Genomic DNA, 16985 nt, shown 5'->3' on the forward strand with positions numbered 1-16985 from the left:
TCTTCACACCAAGTCATTTAATCTTGTTTGAGCTTCGCTGAAGCAAAGCTCACAAATATGTTTTTAGTTTCTGCTTTCTAATCCCTAGAGCCGAGCTTGGACTAGTAATTACGAATCGCTGTAAAAGCGCGTTGCAGTTTGTCTGCGTCTTTTTTACCTGGAGCGGATTCAACGCCAGAATTTAGGTCTAATCCTAAACAACCCAACTTAGCCGCTTGGTTAGCATTTTCTGGGCTTAGACCACCTGCCAACATGATTGCGCTTTGGTTGTTGATTAGGCTCCAATCGAACGCTTGGCCAGTACCACCCGTTTGAGAACCCACTTTAGTATCTAGCAGGTGACGAGTCACGTTGCTTTCTAGTAATTCTGGCAGCGAGCTCTCACCGCCTTTTTCAGCACCAGAAGCCACACCGTAAGCTTTCCAAATCTCAACGCTTTCAGGCAGTGACTGTTTTAACTCATCGACAAATGCTTGAGACTCATCACCGTGCAGTTGCACCGCAAATAAACCTAGCTCAGAAACCGTTTTTTCAACGTCTGCTACGCTGTGGTTTTGGAACACACCCACGTAGTTCAGCGGTGCGCCGCTCATGGTTAAACGAGCTGCTTCGATATCCACATGACGCTTAGATGCTTCAACGAAAATCAGACCACCGAATACCGCACCAGCTTGATACGCTTTCGCGGCATCATCAGAGTGAGTTAAACCACACACCTTGTTTTCACCGAGTGTTACTTTGCGCACTGCGAGTTCTAGGTTTTTTTCAGCCATTAAAGAGCTGCCGATTAGGAAGCCGTCTGCAAACGTTGAAAGGTCACGAACTTGTTGATGTGTGTAGATGCCAGACTCTGAAATCACGACTGCGTTTGGAGCCAGTTCGCGAACCAGCGGAGCCAACTCTTTAGTACGGTTCAGATCCGTCGAAAGGTCACGTAGGTTACGGTTATTAATACCGATCACTTTTGCTTTTAAAGCGACTGCGCGGTGAAGCTCTTCTTCGTTACTGACTTCGGTTAGTACACCCATGTTGAGCGAGTGAGCAACTTCAGCAAGTGCTTGGTACTCTTCGTCATCCAATACCGATAGCATCAACAAGATAGCATCTGCAGAGTAGTGACGAGCTAAGTAAACTTGGTAGATATCAACCATGAAGTCTTTACACAGGATAGGCTGCTTAGCAATGCTGCGAACCTTGGGTAAAAACTCGAAGTCACCTTGGAAGTATTTCTCGTCTGTCAGCACTGAAATCGCGTCGGCGTGGTTGTTGTACACCGATGCAATGTAGTCCAAATCAAACTCGTCACGGATTAAACCTTTTGACGGTGATGCCTTCTTACATTCAGTGATGAAAACGGTTTGCTCGCCGCTCAGTGCATCATAAAAGCTGCGGTCTGTTGCGGTTAACGCCGCTTTAAACTCGTCCAATGGTTGAGTCTGCTTACGCGCTTCAACCCATTGGTATTTATCACGAACGATTTTTGCTAGTACTTCCGCCATTTCAGCTTCTTTGACTGAAACGTGGGTCGACAATTTATCGGTAGTCTGTGTCATGTTCTTTGTCTCGTCGTTCGTTAGGCGTGTGCAGCAAGCTTTTGTACAAGCTCGTACGCTTTGCCAGAGTTCATCGCGTCAATCGCTTGCTGTGCGTTGGCTTTTAAATCTTCGTGACCAAATAGACGCATCAATAGAGCAACGTTCACGGCTACTGCGCCAACTTGGGCTTCAGTGCCTTTACCCGTTAGGATATCGGTTGTGATAGCTTTGTTCTCTTCTGGCTCACCGCCCTTGATTGCTTCAAGAGGGTGAGTGTTCAAACCAAAGTCTGCCGGTGTCACTGTGTATTCGTGAATTGTGCCATCTTTGATTTCAGCAACCATGGTTTCGCCGTGAATCGCTACTTCATCAAGGCCGCTACCGTGAACAACCGCCGCGCGCTTCATGCCCATTTGCAGCATGGTTTCTGCGATAGGGCGTACCAGCTCTTTGCTGTAAACACCCATTAGCTCGATGTTAGGGCGAGCAGGGTTAATCAGTGGGCCAAGAATATTGAAGATAGTGCGCGTTTTCATTGTTTGACGAACCGGCATCGCGTGACGTACACCAAAGTGATATTGCGGAGCAAATAGGAATGCTACGCCAAGTTCATCAACAGCCGTACGTGTGTCTTCAGCTGTCATCGCTAGGTTGATACCGAACGAATCCAGTAAGTCAGAAGAGCCTGATTTGCTCGATACGCTGCGGTTACCGTGCTTCGCGACTTTTAAGCCACACGCTGCGGCAACAAATGCAGAAGTCGTCGAGATATTGATGGTGTTGTGACCGTCGCCACCTGTACCTACGATGTCTGCGAAATCGTAATCAGGGCGCGGGAACGGGTTTGCATTCGCAAGTAGTGCTTTTGCTGCGCCTGCAATTTCATCGGGCGTTTCGCCTTTGATTTTCAGTGCAGTTAGCGCAGAAGCCATCAAGATTGGGTCTAGTTCACCCTTGATGATCACATCAAATAACTGTTGGCTTTCTTCTTGAGTAAGAGACTGCTGTTCGTAAAGTTTATTAATCTGTTCCATGATCGTTTCCTATTTTCCAGTCTTTTCAAGGCGAAGAGGTTTCTCAAGAGCCCATTCGATAGCGTTTGCTAGAAGCGTTGCACCGTAGGTCGTCATAATTGATTCAGGGTGGAATTGGAATCCACACACCTTGTCTTGTTCTTGAACCACAGACATCACCAAATCATCTACTTCAGCGGTCACCGTTAGGCTATCAGATACATGCGTTGCCACTAAAGAGTGGTAGCGAGCGATAGCCAATGGCGAAGGTAAGCCTTGGTAAGTCGCATGGTTTTGGTGTTCCATCATCGACACCTTACCATGAATGATTTCGCCAGCGCCTGCAACGGTGCCGCCATAGGCTTCAACAATCGCTTGGTGGCCTAAGCAAATACCAATCATTGGCACTTTACCTTTTAGAAGCTGAATCAGCTCTGGCATACAGCCCGCATCTGCTGGAGCGCCAGGGCCTGGTGAAAGCAGTGCAACAGGGTTGTCTAGTTCGTTGATCGCCGCTTCAACTACTTTTGCAGGAATGTTGTTACGGTAAATTTTTACGCTGTGACCTAATGAACGAAATTGGTCTACAAGGTTGTAAGTGAACGAGTCGAAGTTATCGATGAATACAATATCAGCCATGATTACGACTCCTTCTTATTTGTTAGGTTCTTAGTATGAGCTGCTTGAATCGCTGAGATAACCGCTTGTGCCTTGCCGCGAGTTTCATCGGCTTCTGCTTGTGGGTCTGAGTCAAATACGACCCCAGCGCCTGCTTGTACTTGTGCCACGCCATCTTCAACGTAAGCAGAGCGAATTACGATACAAGTATCTAGAGTCCCTTCACCAGTTAGATAACCGACTGCACCACCGTAGCTACCACGACGCGTTTTTTCTACGTCTCGAATAAGCTGCATTGCGCGGATTTTTGGTGCGCCCGTTAGCGTGCCCATGTTCATACAAGCTTGGTAAGCGTGCAGAGCATCTAAGTCTTCACGGAGCTGACCAACAACACGAGAAACCAAGTGCATTACATGGCTGTAGCGGTCTACTTTCAGTAAGTCTGCTACGTGGCGAGTGCCAGCTTCGGCAATACGTGCCACATCGTTACGCGCTAGGTCAACTAGCATCATGTGCTCGGCGTTTTCTTTCTTGTCGGTACGCAGTTCAAGCTCGATACGGCTGTCTAGGTCGAAATCGATTTGACCGTCAGGGCGCTTACCACGACGACGAGTACCAGCAATCGGGTAGATCTCGATTTGGTTGGTTTCTGTCTCGTATTTCAGCGCGCTTTCTGGAGATGCACCGAACAGAGTAAACAGCTCGTCTTGCATGTAGAACATGTAAGGGCTTGGGTTGCTTTGTTTGAGTTCTTTATAAGCCGCCAGTGGGGCAGGGCAAGGTAGAGTGAAGCGGCGTGAAGGTACCACTTGGAATACATCGCCTTTAACTACGTACTCTTTTAAATCACGAACCGTTTGGCAGAAGTCTTCATCTGAAACGCTAGGTACAGCTTCAACGTTGTCTAACGGCGTTACTTCAGTGATGGCTTTCAGGGACTGACACTGAGTTTGAATGTCGGCTAGACGGTCAGTTAATTGCGCTTTGATGTTGTCATCTTGAGCAAATAAGCTCGCGTGAAGTAGGCCTTCGTTCTCTTGGTGATCGAAACGCAATAGTGTTTCAGCTACGTAGAATACAAAGTCAGGACAATTGTTGGTTGCTTCAGCATCACCTAGTGGCTCAAAGTTTGCCACGATGTCGTAAGCGAATAAGCCCGCCATGAATAATGCGTGTTTGTTATCCGCGTCTTGCTCAAAGCTGTGCTGAACCAAACGCAGTGCATCGAATGAAGAGGCTTCTCTTAAACGTGAGTCTTCGTCTAATTCGTTGCTTGGTTCGATAAAAGTCAGCGTCAAAACGTTATCAGTAAGGTCAGATTTAATTTCTGCTTTCACGTTTTGAGTGAGATGTTCGATAAGCGCTTGACCGTTTTCAGTCAATGCTTGAAAGGTTACTTCATGTCCGCGACATACGATGCGAACAGCAGAGTCGATAAGGAGTAGGCTTGTCAGGTTCTGTTTAGATTCAATCTCGGCAGATTCCAACAAAAGACTATCAGTTTTGTTTTCACACAAAGTATGAAAAACGCTGGTTGGATCTTGCGAGTAAGGAACTGAGGAATTGATGACCTCAATGGTTCCCAGCTTTTTGATTTCAATGGCCTTGTTCACAAGACCTCCTTTATGATTCTTTAAATTTCCTGCCGTACATAGTCGCATAAAGATACCTTTCACCCAATCTAGAATATGGTCAATTCGATGATTTGTTAGTCAGTTGAATGTGAGATGTTCGACAAATTAAAAAGCCCGCTATTAAAGCGGGCTTAGTGATAACTTTTTTATAAACAAACTGTTTAACTAGAAGTACACGTTAGCCCACCAAGAACTTGTCCAAGTGCGCCACCAATTAAGCTCTGAACTTGCTTCTACTGAAGAAAGTTCTAAAACTTTATCTTTATGGTTTTGGTTAAATTCTTGTAACATGGTGAACCTATCAAATGTGATACTTCGTATTTGTGTACTAGTTAACTAGTTTTCTGCTTGCGGGTCAAGTGTGTTGACACAAATATAACGATAAAAATTGAAAACAATGAAAAAGAATATATGAGAATTGATCTACATAGTCATACAACAGCCTCAGATGGCCGACTTACTCCACCTGAGCTAATTGACCGAGCGCTTGGCTTTAACATCGAAGCGCTAGCGATTACAGATCATGACACGACTGATGGGCTTGCTGAAGCACGCAGCTACATTGCGGATAACAACCTTCCTATTCAGTTGATAAACGGCATTGAGATTTCGACTGTTTGGCAAAACAAAGATATCCATATTGTTGGGTTAAACGTTGATCCTGAGTCACCAGAACTCAAAGCGCTCATTGAACAACAGAAGCAACACCGTATTGGGCGTGCTGAGATGATCGCTCACCGTCTTGAGAAAGCGACTCGTGAAGGGGTGTTAGAAGAAGTTAAATTGATTGCGGGTGATGCACCAATCACTCGCGCTCACTTTGCTAAATGGCTAGTCGACAATGGCTATGCGAAAACTATGCAGCAGGTGTTTAAAAAGTTTCTTACTCGTAATAACCCAGGTTATGTGCCGCCAACTTGGTGTTCAATGAGTGATGCTGTCACGGCTATTCATGCTGCTGGTGGACAAGCCGTACTCGCTCACCCTGGGCGATATGGACTTACAGCCAAGTGGGTTAAGCGCCTGCTAGCGGCATTTGTTGAAGCGAAAGGGGATGCGATGGAAGTAGCTCAACCTCAGCAAGCGCAACAAGAAAGACGCACACTCGCGGATTATGCTATACAATACAAACTATTAGCCTCCCAAGGCAGTGATTTCCATTACCCATCTCCGTGGATGGAACTTGGACGCAATCTCTGGCTACCTTCTGGGGTCGAAGAAGTATGGAAAGATTGGGAGTTTCAAACGGTTTCACCATCTGAATAGTCTTTAGGTGAGCCAGCTCCTTCTGATGATAGAGTCGAGAGATTCGATAACGAGGATCAACAATGAGCCAGTTTTTTTATGTACACCCAGATAACCCACAAGCACGCTTAATTACTCAAGCGGTTGCGATTATTCGCAATGGCGGCGTTGTGGTTTATCCAACAGATTCCGGTTATGCGCTGGGCTGTCAGCTTGAAAACAAACAAGCACTTGAACGTATCTGTAAAATTCGTCGCATCGATGACAAGCACAATTTCACCTTGTTATGTCGTGATCTTTCTGAGTTATCACTGTATGCACGCGTTGATAACGTGGCTTTCCGTCTGCTGAAAGCACACACGCCAGGTGCTTACACGTTTATCTTTAAAGCAACTAAAGAAGTGCCAAAGCGTTTGATGAACGCCAAGCGTAAAACGATTGGTATTCGTGTCCCAGACAACAAGATTGCACTCGACCTGTTGGAAGCGATGGGCGAACCACTGATGTCGACGTCTCTGATTCTTCCGGGTAACGAGACTACAGAGTCGGATCCAGAAGAAATTCGTGACAGCCTAGAGCATGCGGTTGATGTGATTTTGAATGGCGGTTACTTAGGTGAGCAACCGACGACCGTTATTGACTTCAGTGACGATGATGCCGTGGTTCTACGTCGTGGTGCTGGCGATCCTGCGCCGTTTGAATAATCGCTTTACTGATTAACAGTCTGTAACGATACAGCAAACCTGCCACAGTAAATAACAAGTGCTTTTTGGCAGGTTATTTGCGATAATACGCGACCGCGATTTGGTCGCGAAAAATTCATTCGACGTCTGTGAAGACGACAATTAGGTAGAAAAGAGTAAATGAGCGAAAAATTACAGAAGGTTTTAGCGCGAGCTGGTCACGGTTCTCGTCGTGAACTAGAAGGTTTAATCAAATCTGGTCGTGTAAGTGTTAACGGTCAAGTTGCGAAACTGGGCGAGCGTCTTGAAGACGAGAACTCAGTGATCCGTATCGATGGCCATACTGTTTCAGGCAAGGCTTCTGAAGAAGTGGTTTGCCGTGTACTTGCTTACTACAAACCTGAAGGTGAGCTTTGTACTCGTCACGACCCTGAAGGCCGCCGTACTGTTTTCGATCGTCTACCTAAGATCCGTGGTTCTCGTTGGATTTCAGTTGGTCGTCTTGATGCAAACACATCAGGCCTTTTGCTTTTCACTACTGATGGTGAGCTTGCAAACCGTCTAATGCACCCAAGCCGTCAGGTTGAGCGCGAGTACCTAGTACGTGTATTCGGTGAAGTGACTGAGCAAAAAGTTAAAAACGTTACTCGTGGTGTACAACTAGAAGACGGCATGGCTCGTTTTGAAGATGTTGTTTACGCTGGTGGTGAAGGTATGAACCATACTTTCTACGTAGCGATTAACGAAGGTCGTAACCGTGAAGTTCGTCGTCTTTGGGAATCTCAAGAAACGACAGTAAGCCGCCTGAAACGTGTACGTTACGGTGATATCTACCTTGATAAGAAACTGCCTCGTGGCGGTTGGAAAGAGCTAGATCTTCAAGAAGTTAACTACCTGCGTGAGCTTGTTGAGCTTAAGCCTGAGAAAGAGACACTGTTGGATCTTGATCCTTCAAACACTTCTCGTAAGCGTGAGCGTTCTCGTAGCCAAAAAATTCGTCGTGCTGTTAAACGTCACGAAGAGCGTGCAAACGCACCAAAAGGCCGTAGCAACCAAACTAAGCGTAAGAAGCCTGCAACTCGCGGTACTACAACACCTGATTCAGGTCGTAGCGCTCCAGCTGCAAACAAAGGCAAACCTCAGGCTAACAAAAGTAAGCCTAAACAGAACAACGGTCGTCCGGCTAAACCAGCTAAGCCAAGAACACGTCAGTAATTACGTAATTTCTTACGCGTAAAGCTTCATTAGCTGAAAGCACTGAATACTAAAAAACCTGCTCATTGAGCAGGTTTTTTTACGTCTGGAGAAATAGCAGATGCGGGATGCGAGTAACCGAGTATCGAAAACATGCTGCCATAAGTGACAGTAAGCGAGCTTTTCGCATCTCTTATCTCGTGTAGGCGCATCTATAATCTGCTCGTATCTCGTATCTCGTATCTCGTTTCTTTTACTTATGATTCGAAAAGTTATCGCCTTTCGCCAGTCGGTCGTAAAGCACAACATTCACTGATGCCGCTAGATTCATACAGCCGTTGGTCGGAACGTAAATCGTCTCACGACAGAAATCTGTGATTTCTTTCTTTAGCGTGCCATCTTCTGGGCCAAAAATGTAAAACGCACGTGGTGGGTGCTTGTAATCAGGTAGAGGCTTAGCACCTTCAATCAGATCAACAGCAACCGGCACGCAGCCTACTGGAATAATATCTTTCAGCTCTTCAACACCAATCAAAGGCAGGGCTAAGTGCTTTTCTTTGGTATCGGTATGGAATTTTCGCGCATGGTCGTAGCGTGTGCCAGTGTAAAACACAGAGTTGGCGCCGTAGCAGCCAGCTGCTCGCATCACTGAGCCTACGTTTTCTGGCGTCTTTGGGTTAACTAGGCCAATGCAGGCATAGCCTTTTGATTGTGTGTCTGTTTTTGCTTTGGTCATAATCAGTGAATCTAACGTTGATGATGAAAGTGATGAATCACGATGGAAAATAGCGTGATAAAAATAGCCGAGCAATGGGCTCGGCTAACTTTTAACTCGCTTACATGAATACTTGTTTACTCATGCAGATGAGCGTCAACAGCGGTATTAGTCGCGTTTCCACAGCATGTGACAGAACTTATGTTCTGGATCACGGCTGATTAACATGCGAGCAAATACGTCGTCTAGAACGTCATCAGCTTCATTCACAAGACCAATGCGCACTTCAGCGTAGATCTCTTTGTCGACTTCAAAGCCAACATGTTCAACCCAATCATCGCCAGTTTCAACAAGCTCTGCTGCGCCACGATCTTCAAACTGAGCAGTGAAAAGAATCACGTCTGCAGGCTCTAGGTTGTCAGGTGCCATCTCTAGGAAGATGTCGTATGCAGTGTCAATTGCGTCGTCATAAGACATTAGGTCGTTAGCTTCGGTCATAATAAGTGTCTTAGCTTGCGCGGTTCATGTATTTACGTTCAGCAGTGTTTACTACTACTTTGTCGCCAGTCGCGATGTATTCAGGTACTTGAATAGTAAGACCTGTAGAAAGACGAGCAGGCTTAGTACGAGCAGACGCTGATGCACCTTTGATTGAAGGATCAGTCTCTTCGATAACTAGTTCAACAGATGTTGGTAGCTCAAGCGTTGCAGCGTTGCCGTCGATAAGGATCGCGTACATGCCTTGAGTTTCTTCGTTGATGAACAGTAGTTCGTCTTCGATAGTCTCACCGTTGAAGATGAATTGTGTGTAATCTTCGTTGTCCATGAAGATGTACTCGTTGCCATCAACGTAAGAGAACATTACTGCACGCTTAGTTACGTCAATAGTTTCAACAATTTCGTCAGCCTTGTGGCGAACTTCAGTTTTAACGCCAGTTGCTACATCGTTACCACGGAAGCGGTAAATCTTTTGGCCGCCACGGCCGCCTGGTGTTGTTACTTCGATATCTTTAACGATCACTGTTTTGCTTTCTACTGTGATAGCAAAACCTTTTTTAATTTCACTTGCTCTAGGCATTTTGTGTTTGTCCTTAGTGGGTCTATCCGCTGATTATATCTCGGAGATGCTATAAATAGGAATAGCTTGAATCATAAAGTCACCTAGGCGATCATAGAGTTATAGTTAAATCATTATTTTATTTACCGAAACGACCTATGCAGCTACCCGTTATTGACCCAACACAGCCTTTTCAACCTGAATTTCAACCTGTGGTTAACGATCTGATTACCTTTCTAAAAGGTGGGTTAGGATCTAATCTGCACAGTATTTATATTTATGGCAGTGTGGCTCGTAAGCAAGCCGTCTTCGGTCGCTCCAATCTAGATGTGGTTGTGGTGACCCATCGACCGTTTCCTGACCAACGAACCACTTTGTTGAACACCATCAAATGGCGTTTCCAAAAGAGCTTCCCGCAGGTAACTCAAGTGGCGATAAAAACTACCTTAGTGAGTGAGATAGTCGATTTCGACAATATCTTCACTTGGGGTTTTATGCTCAAGCATTTAGCCGTGTGTGTGCATGGTGAAGACTTATCAGACTGCTATGGTGATTTTGAAACAAGTTGGGAAATCGCTAAGCACTGGAATATGGATGCGGAAAACTGGTTGGCGGTGTATCGCAACAAGATCGCACGAGCGACAACGCCAGAACAACAAGTCGCTGTGCAGGTGATTATTGCCAAGAAGCTTCTACGGGCGAGTTACTCACTGGTGATGTACCGCGATAAATATTGGTACGATGATCCTGTTGAATGTGGCCAACAGTTCTTGAAGTATCACCCAGATCGAGAAGTCGAAATCCAAAGGTTGGGCATTTTACTTTCTGGTCGACCAATCCCTAAACGTTCGGTGATCGGTATTCTTGATGGCTTTGGTGAGTGGTTGATTAAGCAGTATCAGAAAACCGAGTTCAGAATCGGATAGAGATTTATAACCGATCCATTGATACTAAAAAGCAGAGTGTGCTGAAGAACATATCTCTGCTTTTTTCGTTTTAAGAGCATATTGAATATAGTGCTAGAACAAACCCAACTGCTGCCCACTAACTCTTTCAAAGTCTAAACCGATGAAGGGCAGTATTGCCTCTGCGACCGGTTTAATCTGCTTGTCGATATAGTGCTGATAATCGATACCACTCTTTAAATACTCCTTGGGCTCAGGGCCACTCAGAGTAATCAAATACTCAATGCGTCCTTTATTTTGGTATTGAAGAGGGCGCCCTAACTGAGCATTGATCTCATCGGCCATACGAGCTGCGCGAACCTGCGGCGGAATGTTCTTTTGGTATTCATGTAATTTGCGGCGTAAGCGCTTTTGATACACCAATAAATCATCATGTTTGCCAGCAGAGGTTTCATCAACAAACTGTCTGACGTAGTCGGTTGGATCTTGATCGTGAAACACCATCTCATACAAGGTTTGTTGGAATTGCTGTGCGAGAGGTGTCCAATCGGTGCGTGCACTCTCAAGCCCTTTAAATATGATCTTTTCTTTATCGCCTTGAGTGATTAATCCGGCATAACGTTTCTTCGAGCCGGTTTCTGAACCTCTAATGGTCGGCATTAGAAACTTGCGATAGTGAGTCTCGTATTCCAATTCGAGTATTGAGGTTAGGTTGTGGGTCTCTTTTAAGTGATTCGTCCACCAATCGTTGATGTAAGCGACCAGTGTGTTCCCGATCTCGTCTGCTTTTTGCTGATCATAACTGCCGTTCAGAGACACGAAGGTTGAATCGGTATCGCCGTAAATCACTTGATAGCCTTTGTCTTCGATCAGAACCTTGGTTTGCTTCATGATCTCATGTCCACGCATGGTAATTGAAGACGCTAACCGGGTATCGAAGAAACGACAACCAGACGAACCTAACACACCATAGAATGAGTTCATGATGATCTTAATCGCCTGAGAGAACGCTTTCTCGTTGTTCTTCTTCGCCACATCACGTGCAGCCCAAAGGTTTTCGATCATCTCGGGCAAGAAGTGTTTAGAGCGGTGGAATTGCCCACCTCGAAAGCCATCAACGGCTTGGTTTTCTGCTGGGCCTAGTTCAAGCTTCAACCCTTCAATTAGTCCCATAGGGTCAATCAGAAACGAGCGAATGATCGATGGATACAGGCTCTTAAAATCGAGTACCAAAACCGAGTCGTACAGATTGGGAATTGAATCCATCACATAACCGCCGGGGCTCGCAATCCAATTCTCTGGCTCTAAGTTCGGTGCGACATAACCCGCTCTGTGGATTTGAGGCAGATATAAGTTAGTAAAGGCCGCAACAGAGCCACCAACGCGATCCAGCTCAACACCGGTTAATCGAGAGCGCTCAATCGCGAAGTCGAGTAGGTGAGTGTGCTCGAAGATGCTGTTTACCAGTACGCAGTCTTGAAGGTTGTACTTAGCGAGTGAGGGTTTATCGAACTTAAACATTCGGTTTATCTCATCCATACGGTCATGAACGTTATGGATGTCTTTGCCTTCCCCAAGCAGCTCTTGCGATACCGACTCAAGAGACCAAGAACGGAAGTGGTAGGTCGCTGTCTTGAGCATATCAATACCATCCAAGACAACGCGCCCCGGAATCGTGATAAAACCTTGCTGATTTTGAGCAGAACTGCGGAAAAAGCTCGGTTGGTTGTCTCTGCCGATGTTGAGCTTCACTTCGTTCCATTCTGAACGTTTGTGCAGCAGCCTAAAATCGAAGTCGATAACATTCCAACCAATGATGATGTCAGGATCAAACTCCGAGAACCAAGCTATCATCGCTTCAAGCAGCACTTTTTCGTTGACAACCCATTGGATGTTGGTGTCTGCTTCTTGTGGTTCGCCGACCATGATGACTCGGCTGTCCATCGGGCTGTCTAAGCCAATGGAATAAAGCACGCCTTTTTCTGAGCATTCAATATCAAGTGACACTACTGACAAGTTAGGTAAGTAATCACCTGCTCGGCATTTTGCGTTTGAGACTCGACGATGCTGATTTTTTTGCACAGCAGATCCGGTGAACTCAATACTTCCCTTGATAAAACGTTCCATCAAGAATCGATCGGCGAGTCGAATATCGCTTTCAAAGGTTTGGATTTCTTCGTTGTGAAAGGCTTGCGCTAAACCAAAGCTGCTTCTCGACAGTGAGGTGTAACACGCGGCGAGAGGTGTTTGCTCGAATGTGGCTAATTCTAGAGGCTTAAATTGGCAATCGATCGACTCTTTCGCTGCGATTGCCTGACATGCCTCAACGTCAGATTGAGCGACAAAAAATACCGGTTTTTCATTTTGAATCGTCAGCAGAGTAGGGCCTTGAGGGGTGCTTAACCACAAGTCGATTTGTGTGCGCCCTGAAAAATCTCTTGCTTGTCTTGTGAGTACAAAGCCTTGCTGAATATCCAATGTAGTAACCTATTGAAATGGGGAATCGAATACTACCATCTAGCGACCCTCTGCGCACAAAAGGCAGTAAAAATACTAACTAAATTCTAGTTAGTAGAGGCAAATAACGGGACTCTATAAGCAAATAAGTGAAATTGTCGCGAATGGTTATTCAATGGTATTGAAAATATCTTTATCTTATGTAATTTTATTGGGTGTTGTTTTAACTGGTTGATTTTTAGAAAAAGCTTGTTGTTTTAGTTAGCTTATTTGTTAATAAGTACTTGCTAAAGTTCGTGTTTCAGCACATATTCAACAGAGCTTTTTTTTAGTAATTAAGTTAAGATGTACTCAATGCTGCATCCACTGTTCCTTTGTTCAATTGTTTTAAACAGATGAAATGACACAGTGGTTGCAGAGCCAATTAATAGTGTGGAGATACAAGTTTGATAAATGTTTTCCTTGTAGATGATCACGAGCTGGTTCGCACAGGGATACGACGTATTATTGAAGACGTCCGTGGAATGAACGTAGCAGGGGAAGCTGAAAGCGGTGAAGATGCTGCAAAATGGTGTCGTACTAACAATACTGACGTTATTTTGATGGATATGAATATGCCTGGTATTGGTGGCTTAGAAGCAACCAAGAAGATCTTGCGTTTCAACCCTGATGTTAAAATCATCGTTTTAACTGTTCATACGGAAAATCCGTTTCCAACTAAAGTGATGCAAGCTGGAGCTGCTGGTTACCTTACTAAAGGGGCAGGTCCGGATGAAATGGTAAATGCAATTCGAGTGGTTAATAGTGGCCAACGATACATTTCACCAGAAATTGCGCAGCAGATGGCTTTGAGCCAATTCTCGCCTGCGTCTGAAAATCCATTCGCAGACTTATCTGAACGTGAACTTCAAATCATGATGATGATTACCAAAGGTCAGAAAGTGACGGATATTTCAGAACAACTCAATCTAAGTCCTAAAACAGTCAACAGTTACCGCTACCGCTTGTTCAGTAAGCTGGATATCAGTGGCGATGTAGAGCTGACGCATTTAGCGATTAGACATGGAATGTTAGACACTGAGACCCTTTAACACTGAGATCGTATAGTGACCAACTTGTTTGACTCAGTCTCATTCCTCAAGACAGTAACAGAGCAGCCCGGCGTTTATCGAATGTATAACGCCGAGGCTGCCGTTATTTACGTCGGTAAAGCTAAGAACCTCAAAAAACGCCTTTCCAGTTATTTCCGTAAAAAAGTCGACAGTGAAAAAACACGCGCTCTAGTTAGTAATATTGACAATATCGATGTCACTGTAACGCACACGGAAACAGAAGCGCTCATTCTTGAGCACAACTACATCAAGCAGTACTTGCCTAAATACAACGTACTTTTGCGTGATGATAAGTCGTACCCTTATATTTTTATTAGCGGTCACAAGCATCCTCGTTTGTCGATGCACCGTGGTGCTAAGACGAAAAAGGGCGAATACTTTGGTCCTTACCCTGATTCCGGCGCTGTGCGTGAGACGCTACACCTAATCCAAAAGATTTTCCCTGCCCGCCAGTGTGAAGATACGGTTTATGCCAATAGAACGCGCCCGTGTTTGATGTATCAGATTGGTCGTTGTGCTGCGCCATGTGTTAGCTCAATCATCTCTGATGAAGAGTACAGTGAACTTATCGACTACGTTCGTCTGTTCCTGCAAGGGAAAGACAAATTAGTCCTTGAGACGCTCATCGACAAAATGGACAAGGCAAGCCGTGAGCTTCGTTTTGAACAAGCTGCCGCTTTCCGTGATCAAATCCAAGCGATTCGACGTGTGCAAGAACAACAATACGTATCTGACGATTCAATGGAAGATATGGACGTGTTGGGATTTGCTCAAGAGAATGGCGTAGCGTGTATTCATATCTTGATGATTCGCCAAGGCAAGGTTTTAGGCAGTAGAAGCCATTTCCCTAAAATTCCCAACAATACGGTGCGAGAAGAGGTCTTTTCGAGCTTTTTAAGCCAATACTATCTTGCGCATAGTGAAGCGAGAACCATCCCAACCCGTTTGATTCTCAATGCCGATTTGATGGAAGATGTCACACCGATTCAAGAAGCCTTGTGTGAAGTAGCGGGTCGTAAGATTCACTTCAATACCAACCCTTCAGGTACTCGAGGTCGTTACCTTAAATTGTCTAATACCAATGCATTGACGGCTATTACCACCAAGATTAATCACAAGATGACGATTAATCAGCGCTTCAAAGAGCTCCAAGAAGTGCTGTCGATGGATGCTATCAAGCGCATGGAATGTTTTGATATCAGTCATACCATGGGTGAAAGCACGATTGCGTCGTGTGTGGTGTTCAATCAAGAAGGCCCGGTTAAACCAGAGTACCGTCGTTACAACATCACCGGCATTACAGGTGGCGATGATTATGCAGCGATGGCTCAGGCGCTTGAGAGACGTTATTCGAAGCAACTCGATGTCGACAAGATCCCAGACATCATCTTTATCGATGGTGGTAAAGGTCAGCTAAACCGCGCTCATGAGATCATTTCTCAATATTGGGGTGATTGGCCGTTTAGACCAAGAATGATGGGTATTGCGAAAGGCGTGACGCGTAAACCGGGTTTAGAAACTTTGGTAACCCTTGAAGGTGAAGAGTTTAATTTACCTAGCGATGCACCAGCGCTGCATCTTATCCAGCACATTCGTGATGAGAGCCATAATCATGCGATTGCAGGGCACAGGGCGAAACGTGGTAAAACGCGCAGAACCAGTGCTTTGGAAGGAATTGAAGGGGTAGGACCTAAACGTCGTCAAGCTTTGCTGAAATATATGGGTGGCTTACAAGAACTTAAGCGTGCAACTGTCGAAGAAATAGCCAAAGTGCCGGGCATTAGTCATTCTTTGGCAGAAAACATTTATCAAGCATTGAAACAATAGTAAAAATCCCGCACCATTAAAGCGCAATTAATAAGAGCCCAATAATATGCGTTTGAATATACCTAACATTTTGTCCTTACTGAGACTATTTTTGATCCCAGTATTCGTTGTCGTTTTCTATCTACCTTATCAATGGGCTCCTTTCGCTGCTGCGATGGTGTTTTGGGTAGCCGGTTTCACTGATTGGCTAGATGGCATGCTAGCTCGTAAGTTAGGGCAAACGTCTCGCTTCGGTGCCTTCATTGACCCTGTGGCTGACAAAGTGTTGGTCGCTACGGCTCTTATCCTGATTACAGAGCATTACCACTCTATTTGGATAACTATTCCAGCCGTGACCATGATTGCTCGTGAGATCATCATTTCAGCGCTTCGTGAATGGATGGCTGAAATCGGTAAACGCGCAAGTGTTGCGGTATCTTGGGTTGGTAAAGTCAAAACGGTTTCTCAGATGTTCGCTCTTTGGGTACTTATCTGGAGATACGACGACTGGATGGTGTGGGTAGGTTACATTGCACTGTATGTCGCCACCGTTCTTACTTATTGGTCAATGGCACAATACTTGATGGCTGCCAAAGACGATTTGTTAGACGAAAAACATCATTGATGAAGAAGCGAGCTGAGGCTCGCTTTTTTGATCTTTAACCTAAGGTTAAGTTATCAATAGTGGATATCTAATGTGATATAGATCTCCTTTGAATAACCCGCTCACAGTGTGTTTTGAACATAAAGTCAGCTATTTGGCCTGTTTCGTATGAAATCTATTCAAACGAATTAAAAATACAAAAATAATATTGACTCAATCGTCTGAATCCGTAGAATGCATCCCGTACCCAAGAGGATGGCAATGAGCGATTCGATTGGAGTTACTAAGGCGCCTTGGCAGAGTGGCTATGCAGCGGATTGCAAATCCGTGGACCTCGGTTCGACTCCGGGAGGCGCCTCCATTCTCTCTTTCTTCTAGAAAGAATTTGAATGAAAATGCGATACTAG

The 16985-nt window shown here is 45.2% G+C and carries 16 protein-coding genes, 1 tRNA gene and 1 other annotated feature; of the genes, 8 read left to right on the forward strand and 9 right to left on the reverse strand.

The features are described 5' to 3' along the window. Positions 1-101: 101 nt before the first annotated feature. The 5 genes from trpCF to AB4486_RS03195 form a co-directional block, all read right to left on the reverse strand. Entirely contained in the window at positions 102-1553 is a 1452-nt protein-coding gene (gene trpCF / locus AB4486_RS03175; protein WP_372116465.1) for a bifunctional indole-3-glycerol-phosphate synthase TrpC/phosphoribosylanthranilate isomerase TrpF, read from the reverse strand. A 20-nt stretch (positions 1554-1573) separates the two neighbouring features. Beyond that, a complete protein-coding gene (gene trpD, locus AB4486_RS03180; protein WP_372116467.1) occupies positions 1574-2569 on the reverse strand; it encodes an anthranilate phosphoribosyltransferase in 996 nt (331 codons plus the stop codon). Between the two features lie 9 nt (positions 2570-2578). Beyond that, positions 2579-3187, reverse strand: coding sequence for an aminodeoxychorismate/anthranilate synthase component II (locus AB4486_RS03185; RefSeq protein WP_017063544.1), 609 nt, complete (start codon positions 3185-3187; stop codon positions 2579-2581). 2 nt (positions 3188-3189) lie between these two features. Then, positions 3190-4779 carry an anthranilate synthase component 1 gene (locus AB4486_RS03190; protein WP_017063545.1) on the reverse strand — a complete coding sequence of 530 codons (1590 nt, stop codon included), beginning with the start codon at positions 4777-4779 and terminating at the stop codon, positions 3190-3192. Between the two features lie 125 nt (positions 4780-4904). Next, positions 4905-5019, reverse strand: a sequence feature (Trp leader region). Then, on the reverse strand, positions 4966-5091 hold the full coding sequence (locus AB4486_RS03195; protein WP_009848753.1) for a trp operon leader peptide: 126 nt from the start codon (positions 5089-5091) through the stop codon (positions 4966-4968). (Overlaps the previous feature by 54 nt.) A 120-nt stretch (positions 5092-5211) precedes the next feature. Between AB4486_RS03195 and rnm the strand changes: the two genes are divergently transcribed. The 3 genes from rnm (at position 5212) to rluB (ending at position 7943) form a co-directional block, all read left to right on the forward strand. Next, a complete protein-coding gene (gene rnm, locus AB4486_RS03200) occupies positions 5212-6066 on the forward strand; it encodes an RNase RNM (RefSeq protein WP_017061496.1) in 855 nt (284 codons plus the stop codon). A gap of 62 nt (positions 6067-6128) precedes the next feature. Next, positions 6129-6749: an L-threonylcarbamoyladenylate synthase gene (locus AB4486_RS03205; protein ID WP_009848751.1), complete on the forward strand. Its 621-nt coding sequence runs from the start codon at positions 6129-6131 to the stop codon at positions 6747-6749. Between the two features lie 159 nt (positions 6750-6908). Then, complete coding sequence (gene rluB, locus AB4486_RS03210; RefSeq protein ID WP_136982007.1) at positions 6909-7943, forward strand: 23S rRNA pseudouridine(2605) synthase RluB; 1035 nt, start codon at positions 6909-6911, stop codon at positions 7941-7943. Between the two features lie 232 nt (positions 7944-8175). On the opposite strand, the gene AB4486_RS03215 is transcribed toward rluB, so the two are convergent. From AB4486_RS03215 to yeiP, 3 genes are all read right to left on the reverse strand, one after another. Continuing rightward, complete coding sequence (locus AB4486_RS03215) at positions 8176-8658, reverse strand: RNA methyltransferase (RefSeq protein ID WP_017061495.1); 483 nt, start codon at positions 8656-8658, stop codon at positions 8176-8178. Between the two features lie 147 nt (positions 8659-8805). Then, a complete protein-coding gene (locus AB4486_RS03220) occupies positions 8806-9135 on the reverse strand; it encodes an HI1450 family dsDNA-mimic protein (RefSeq protein ID WP_004741258.1) in 330 nt (109 codons plus the stop codon). Between the two features lie 10 nt (positions 9136-9145). After that, positions 9146-9715, reverse strand: coding sequence for an elongation factor P-like protein YeiP (yeiP, locus tag AB4486_RS03225; protein WP_017055115.1), 570 nt, complete (start codon positions 9713-9715; stop codon positions 9146-9148). Between the two features lie 137 nt (positions 9716-9852). Between yeiP and AB4486_RS03230 the strand changes: the two genes are divergently transcribed. Further along, complete coding sequence (locus AB4486_RS03230; protein ID WP_372107023.1) at positions 9853-10620, forward strand: nucleotidyltransferase domain-containing protein; 768 nt, start codon at positions 9853-9855, stop codon at positions 10618-10620. Between the two features lie 93 nt (positions 10621-10713). Here AB4486_RS03230 and AB4486_RS03235 read toward each other — a convergent pair whose 3' ends face one another. Next, entirely contained in the window at positions 10714-13077 is a 2364-nt protein-coding gene (locus AB4486_RS03235; protein WP_372107022.1) for a DNA polymerase II, read from the reverse strand. Between the two features lie 425 nt (positions 13078-13502). Here AB4486_RS03235 and uvrY point away from each other — a divergent pair, with 425 nt between their 5' ends. The 4 genes from uvrY (at position 13503) to AB4486_RS03255 (ending at position 16939) form a co-directional block, all read left to right on the forward strand. Next, entirely contained in the window at positions 13503-14147 is a 645-nt protein-coding gene (gene uvrY / locus AB4486_RS03240) for a UvrY/SirA/GacA family response regulator transcription factor (protein ID WP_004729778.1), read from the forward strand. A gap of 15 nt (positions 14148-14162) precedes the next feature. Continuing rightward, positions 14163-15995 (forward strand): excinuclease ABC subunit UvrC, encoded by a 1833-nt coding sequence (gene uvrC / locus AB4486_RS03245; protein WP_372116468.1) that lies wholly within the window; start codon positions 14163-14165, stop codon positions 15993-15995. 46 nt (positions 15996-16041) lie between these two features. Next, a complete protein-coding gene (pgsA, locus tag AB4486_RS03250; RefSeq protein ID WP_017061490.1) occupies positions 16042-16599 on the forward strand; it encodes a CDP-diacylglycerol--glycerol-3-phosphate 3-phosphatidyltransferase in 558 nt (185 codons plus the stop codon). A 266-nt stretch (positions 16600-16865) separates the two neighbouring features. Further along, positions 16866-16939, forward strand: a tRNA-Cys gene (locus AB4486_RS03255). The last annotated feature ends 46 nt before the right edge of the window (positions 16940-16985 follow it).

This window comes from Vibrio sp. 10N.222.55.C6, assembly GCF_041473395.1.
GTDB lineage: Bacteria > Pseudomonadota > Gammaproteobacteria > Enterobacterales > Vibrionaceae > Vibrio > Vibrio crassostreae_C.

What these genes read in the sequence shown, in the direction of transcription:
- AB4486_RS03185 (WP_017063544.1), bottom strand. Translation starts at nt 3,187, where the DNA reads ATGGCTGATATTGTATTCATCGATAACTTCGACTCGTTCACTTACAAC.
- AB4486_RS03195 (WP_009848753.1), bottom strand. Translation starts at nt 5,091, where the DNA reads ATGTTACAAGAATTTAACCAAAACCATAAAGATAAAGTTTTAGAACTT.
- pgsA (WP_017061490.1), top strand. Translation starts at nt 16,042, where the DNA reads ATGCGTTTGAATATACCTAACATTTTGTCCTTACTGAGACTATTTTTG.
- rnm (WP_017061496.1), top strand. Translation starts at nt 5,212, where the DNA reads ATGAGAATTGATCTACATAGTCATACAACAGCCTCAGATGGCCGACTT.
- yeiP (WP_017055115.1), bottom strand. Translation starts at nt 9,715, where the DNA reads ATGCCTAGAGCAAGTGAAATTAAAAAAGGTTTTGCTATCACAGTAGAA.
- rluB (WP_136982007.1), top strand. Translation starts at nt 6,909, where the DNA reads ATGAGCGAAAAATTACAGAAGGTTTTAGCGCGAGCTGGTCACGGTTCT.
- AB4486_RS03215 (WP_017061495.1), bottom strand. Translation starts at nt 8,658, where the DNA reads ATGACCAAAGCAAAAACAGACACACAATCAAAAGGCTATGCCTGCATT.
- trpCF (WP_372116465.1), bottom strand. Translation starts at nt 1,553, where the DNA reads ATGACACAGACTACCGATAAATTGTCGACCCACGTTTCAGTCAAAGAA.
- AB4486_RS03220 (WP_004741258.1), bottom strand. Translation starts at nt 9,135, where the DNA reads ATGACCGAAGCTAACGACCTAATGTCTTATGACGACGCAATTGACACT.
- AB4486_RS03230 (WP_372107023.1), top strand. Translation starts at nt 9,853, where the DNA reads ATGCAGCTACCCGTTATTGACCCAACACAGCCTTTTCAACCTGAATTT.
- AB4486_RS03205 (WP_009848751.1), top strand. Translation starts at nt 6,129, where the DNA reads ATGAGCCAGTTTTTTTATGTACACCCAGATAACCCACAAGCACGCTTA.
- trpD (WP_372116467.1), bottom strand. Translation starts at nt 2,569, where the DNA reads ATGGAACAGATTAATAAACTTTACGAACAGCAGTCTCTTACTCAAGAA.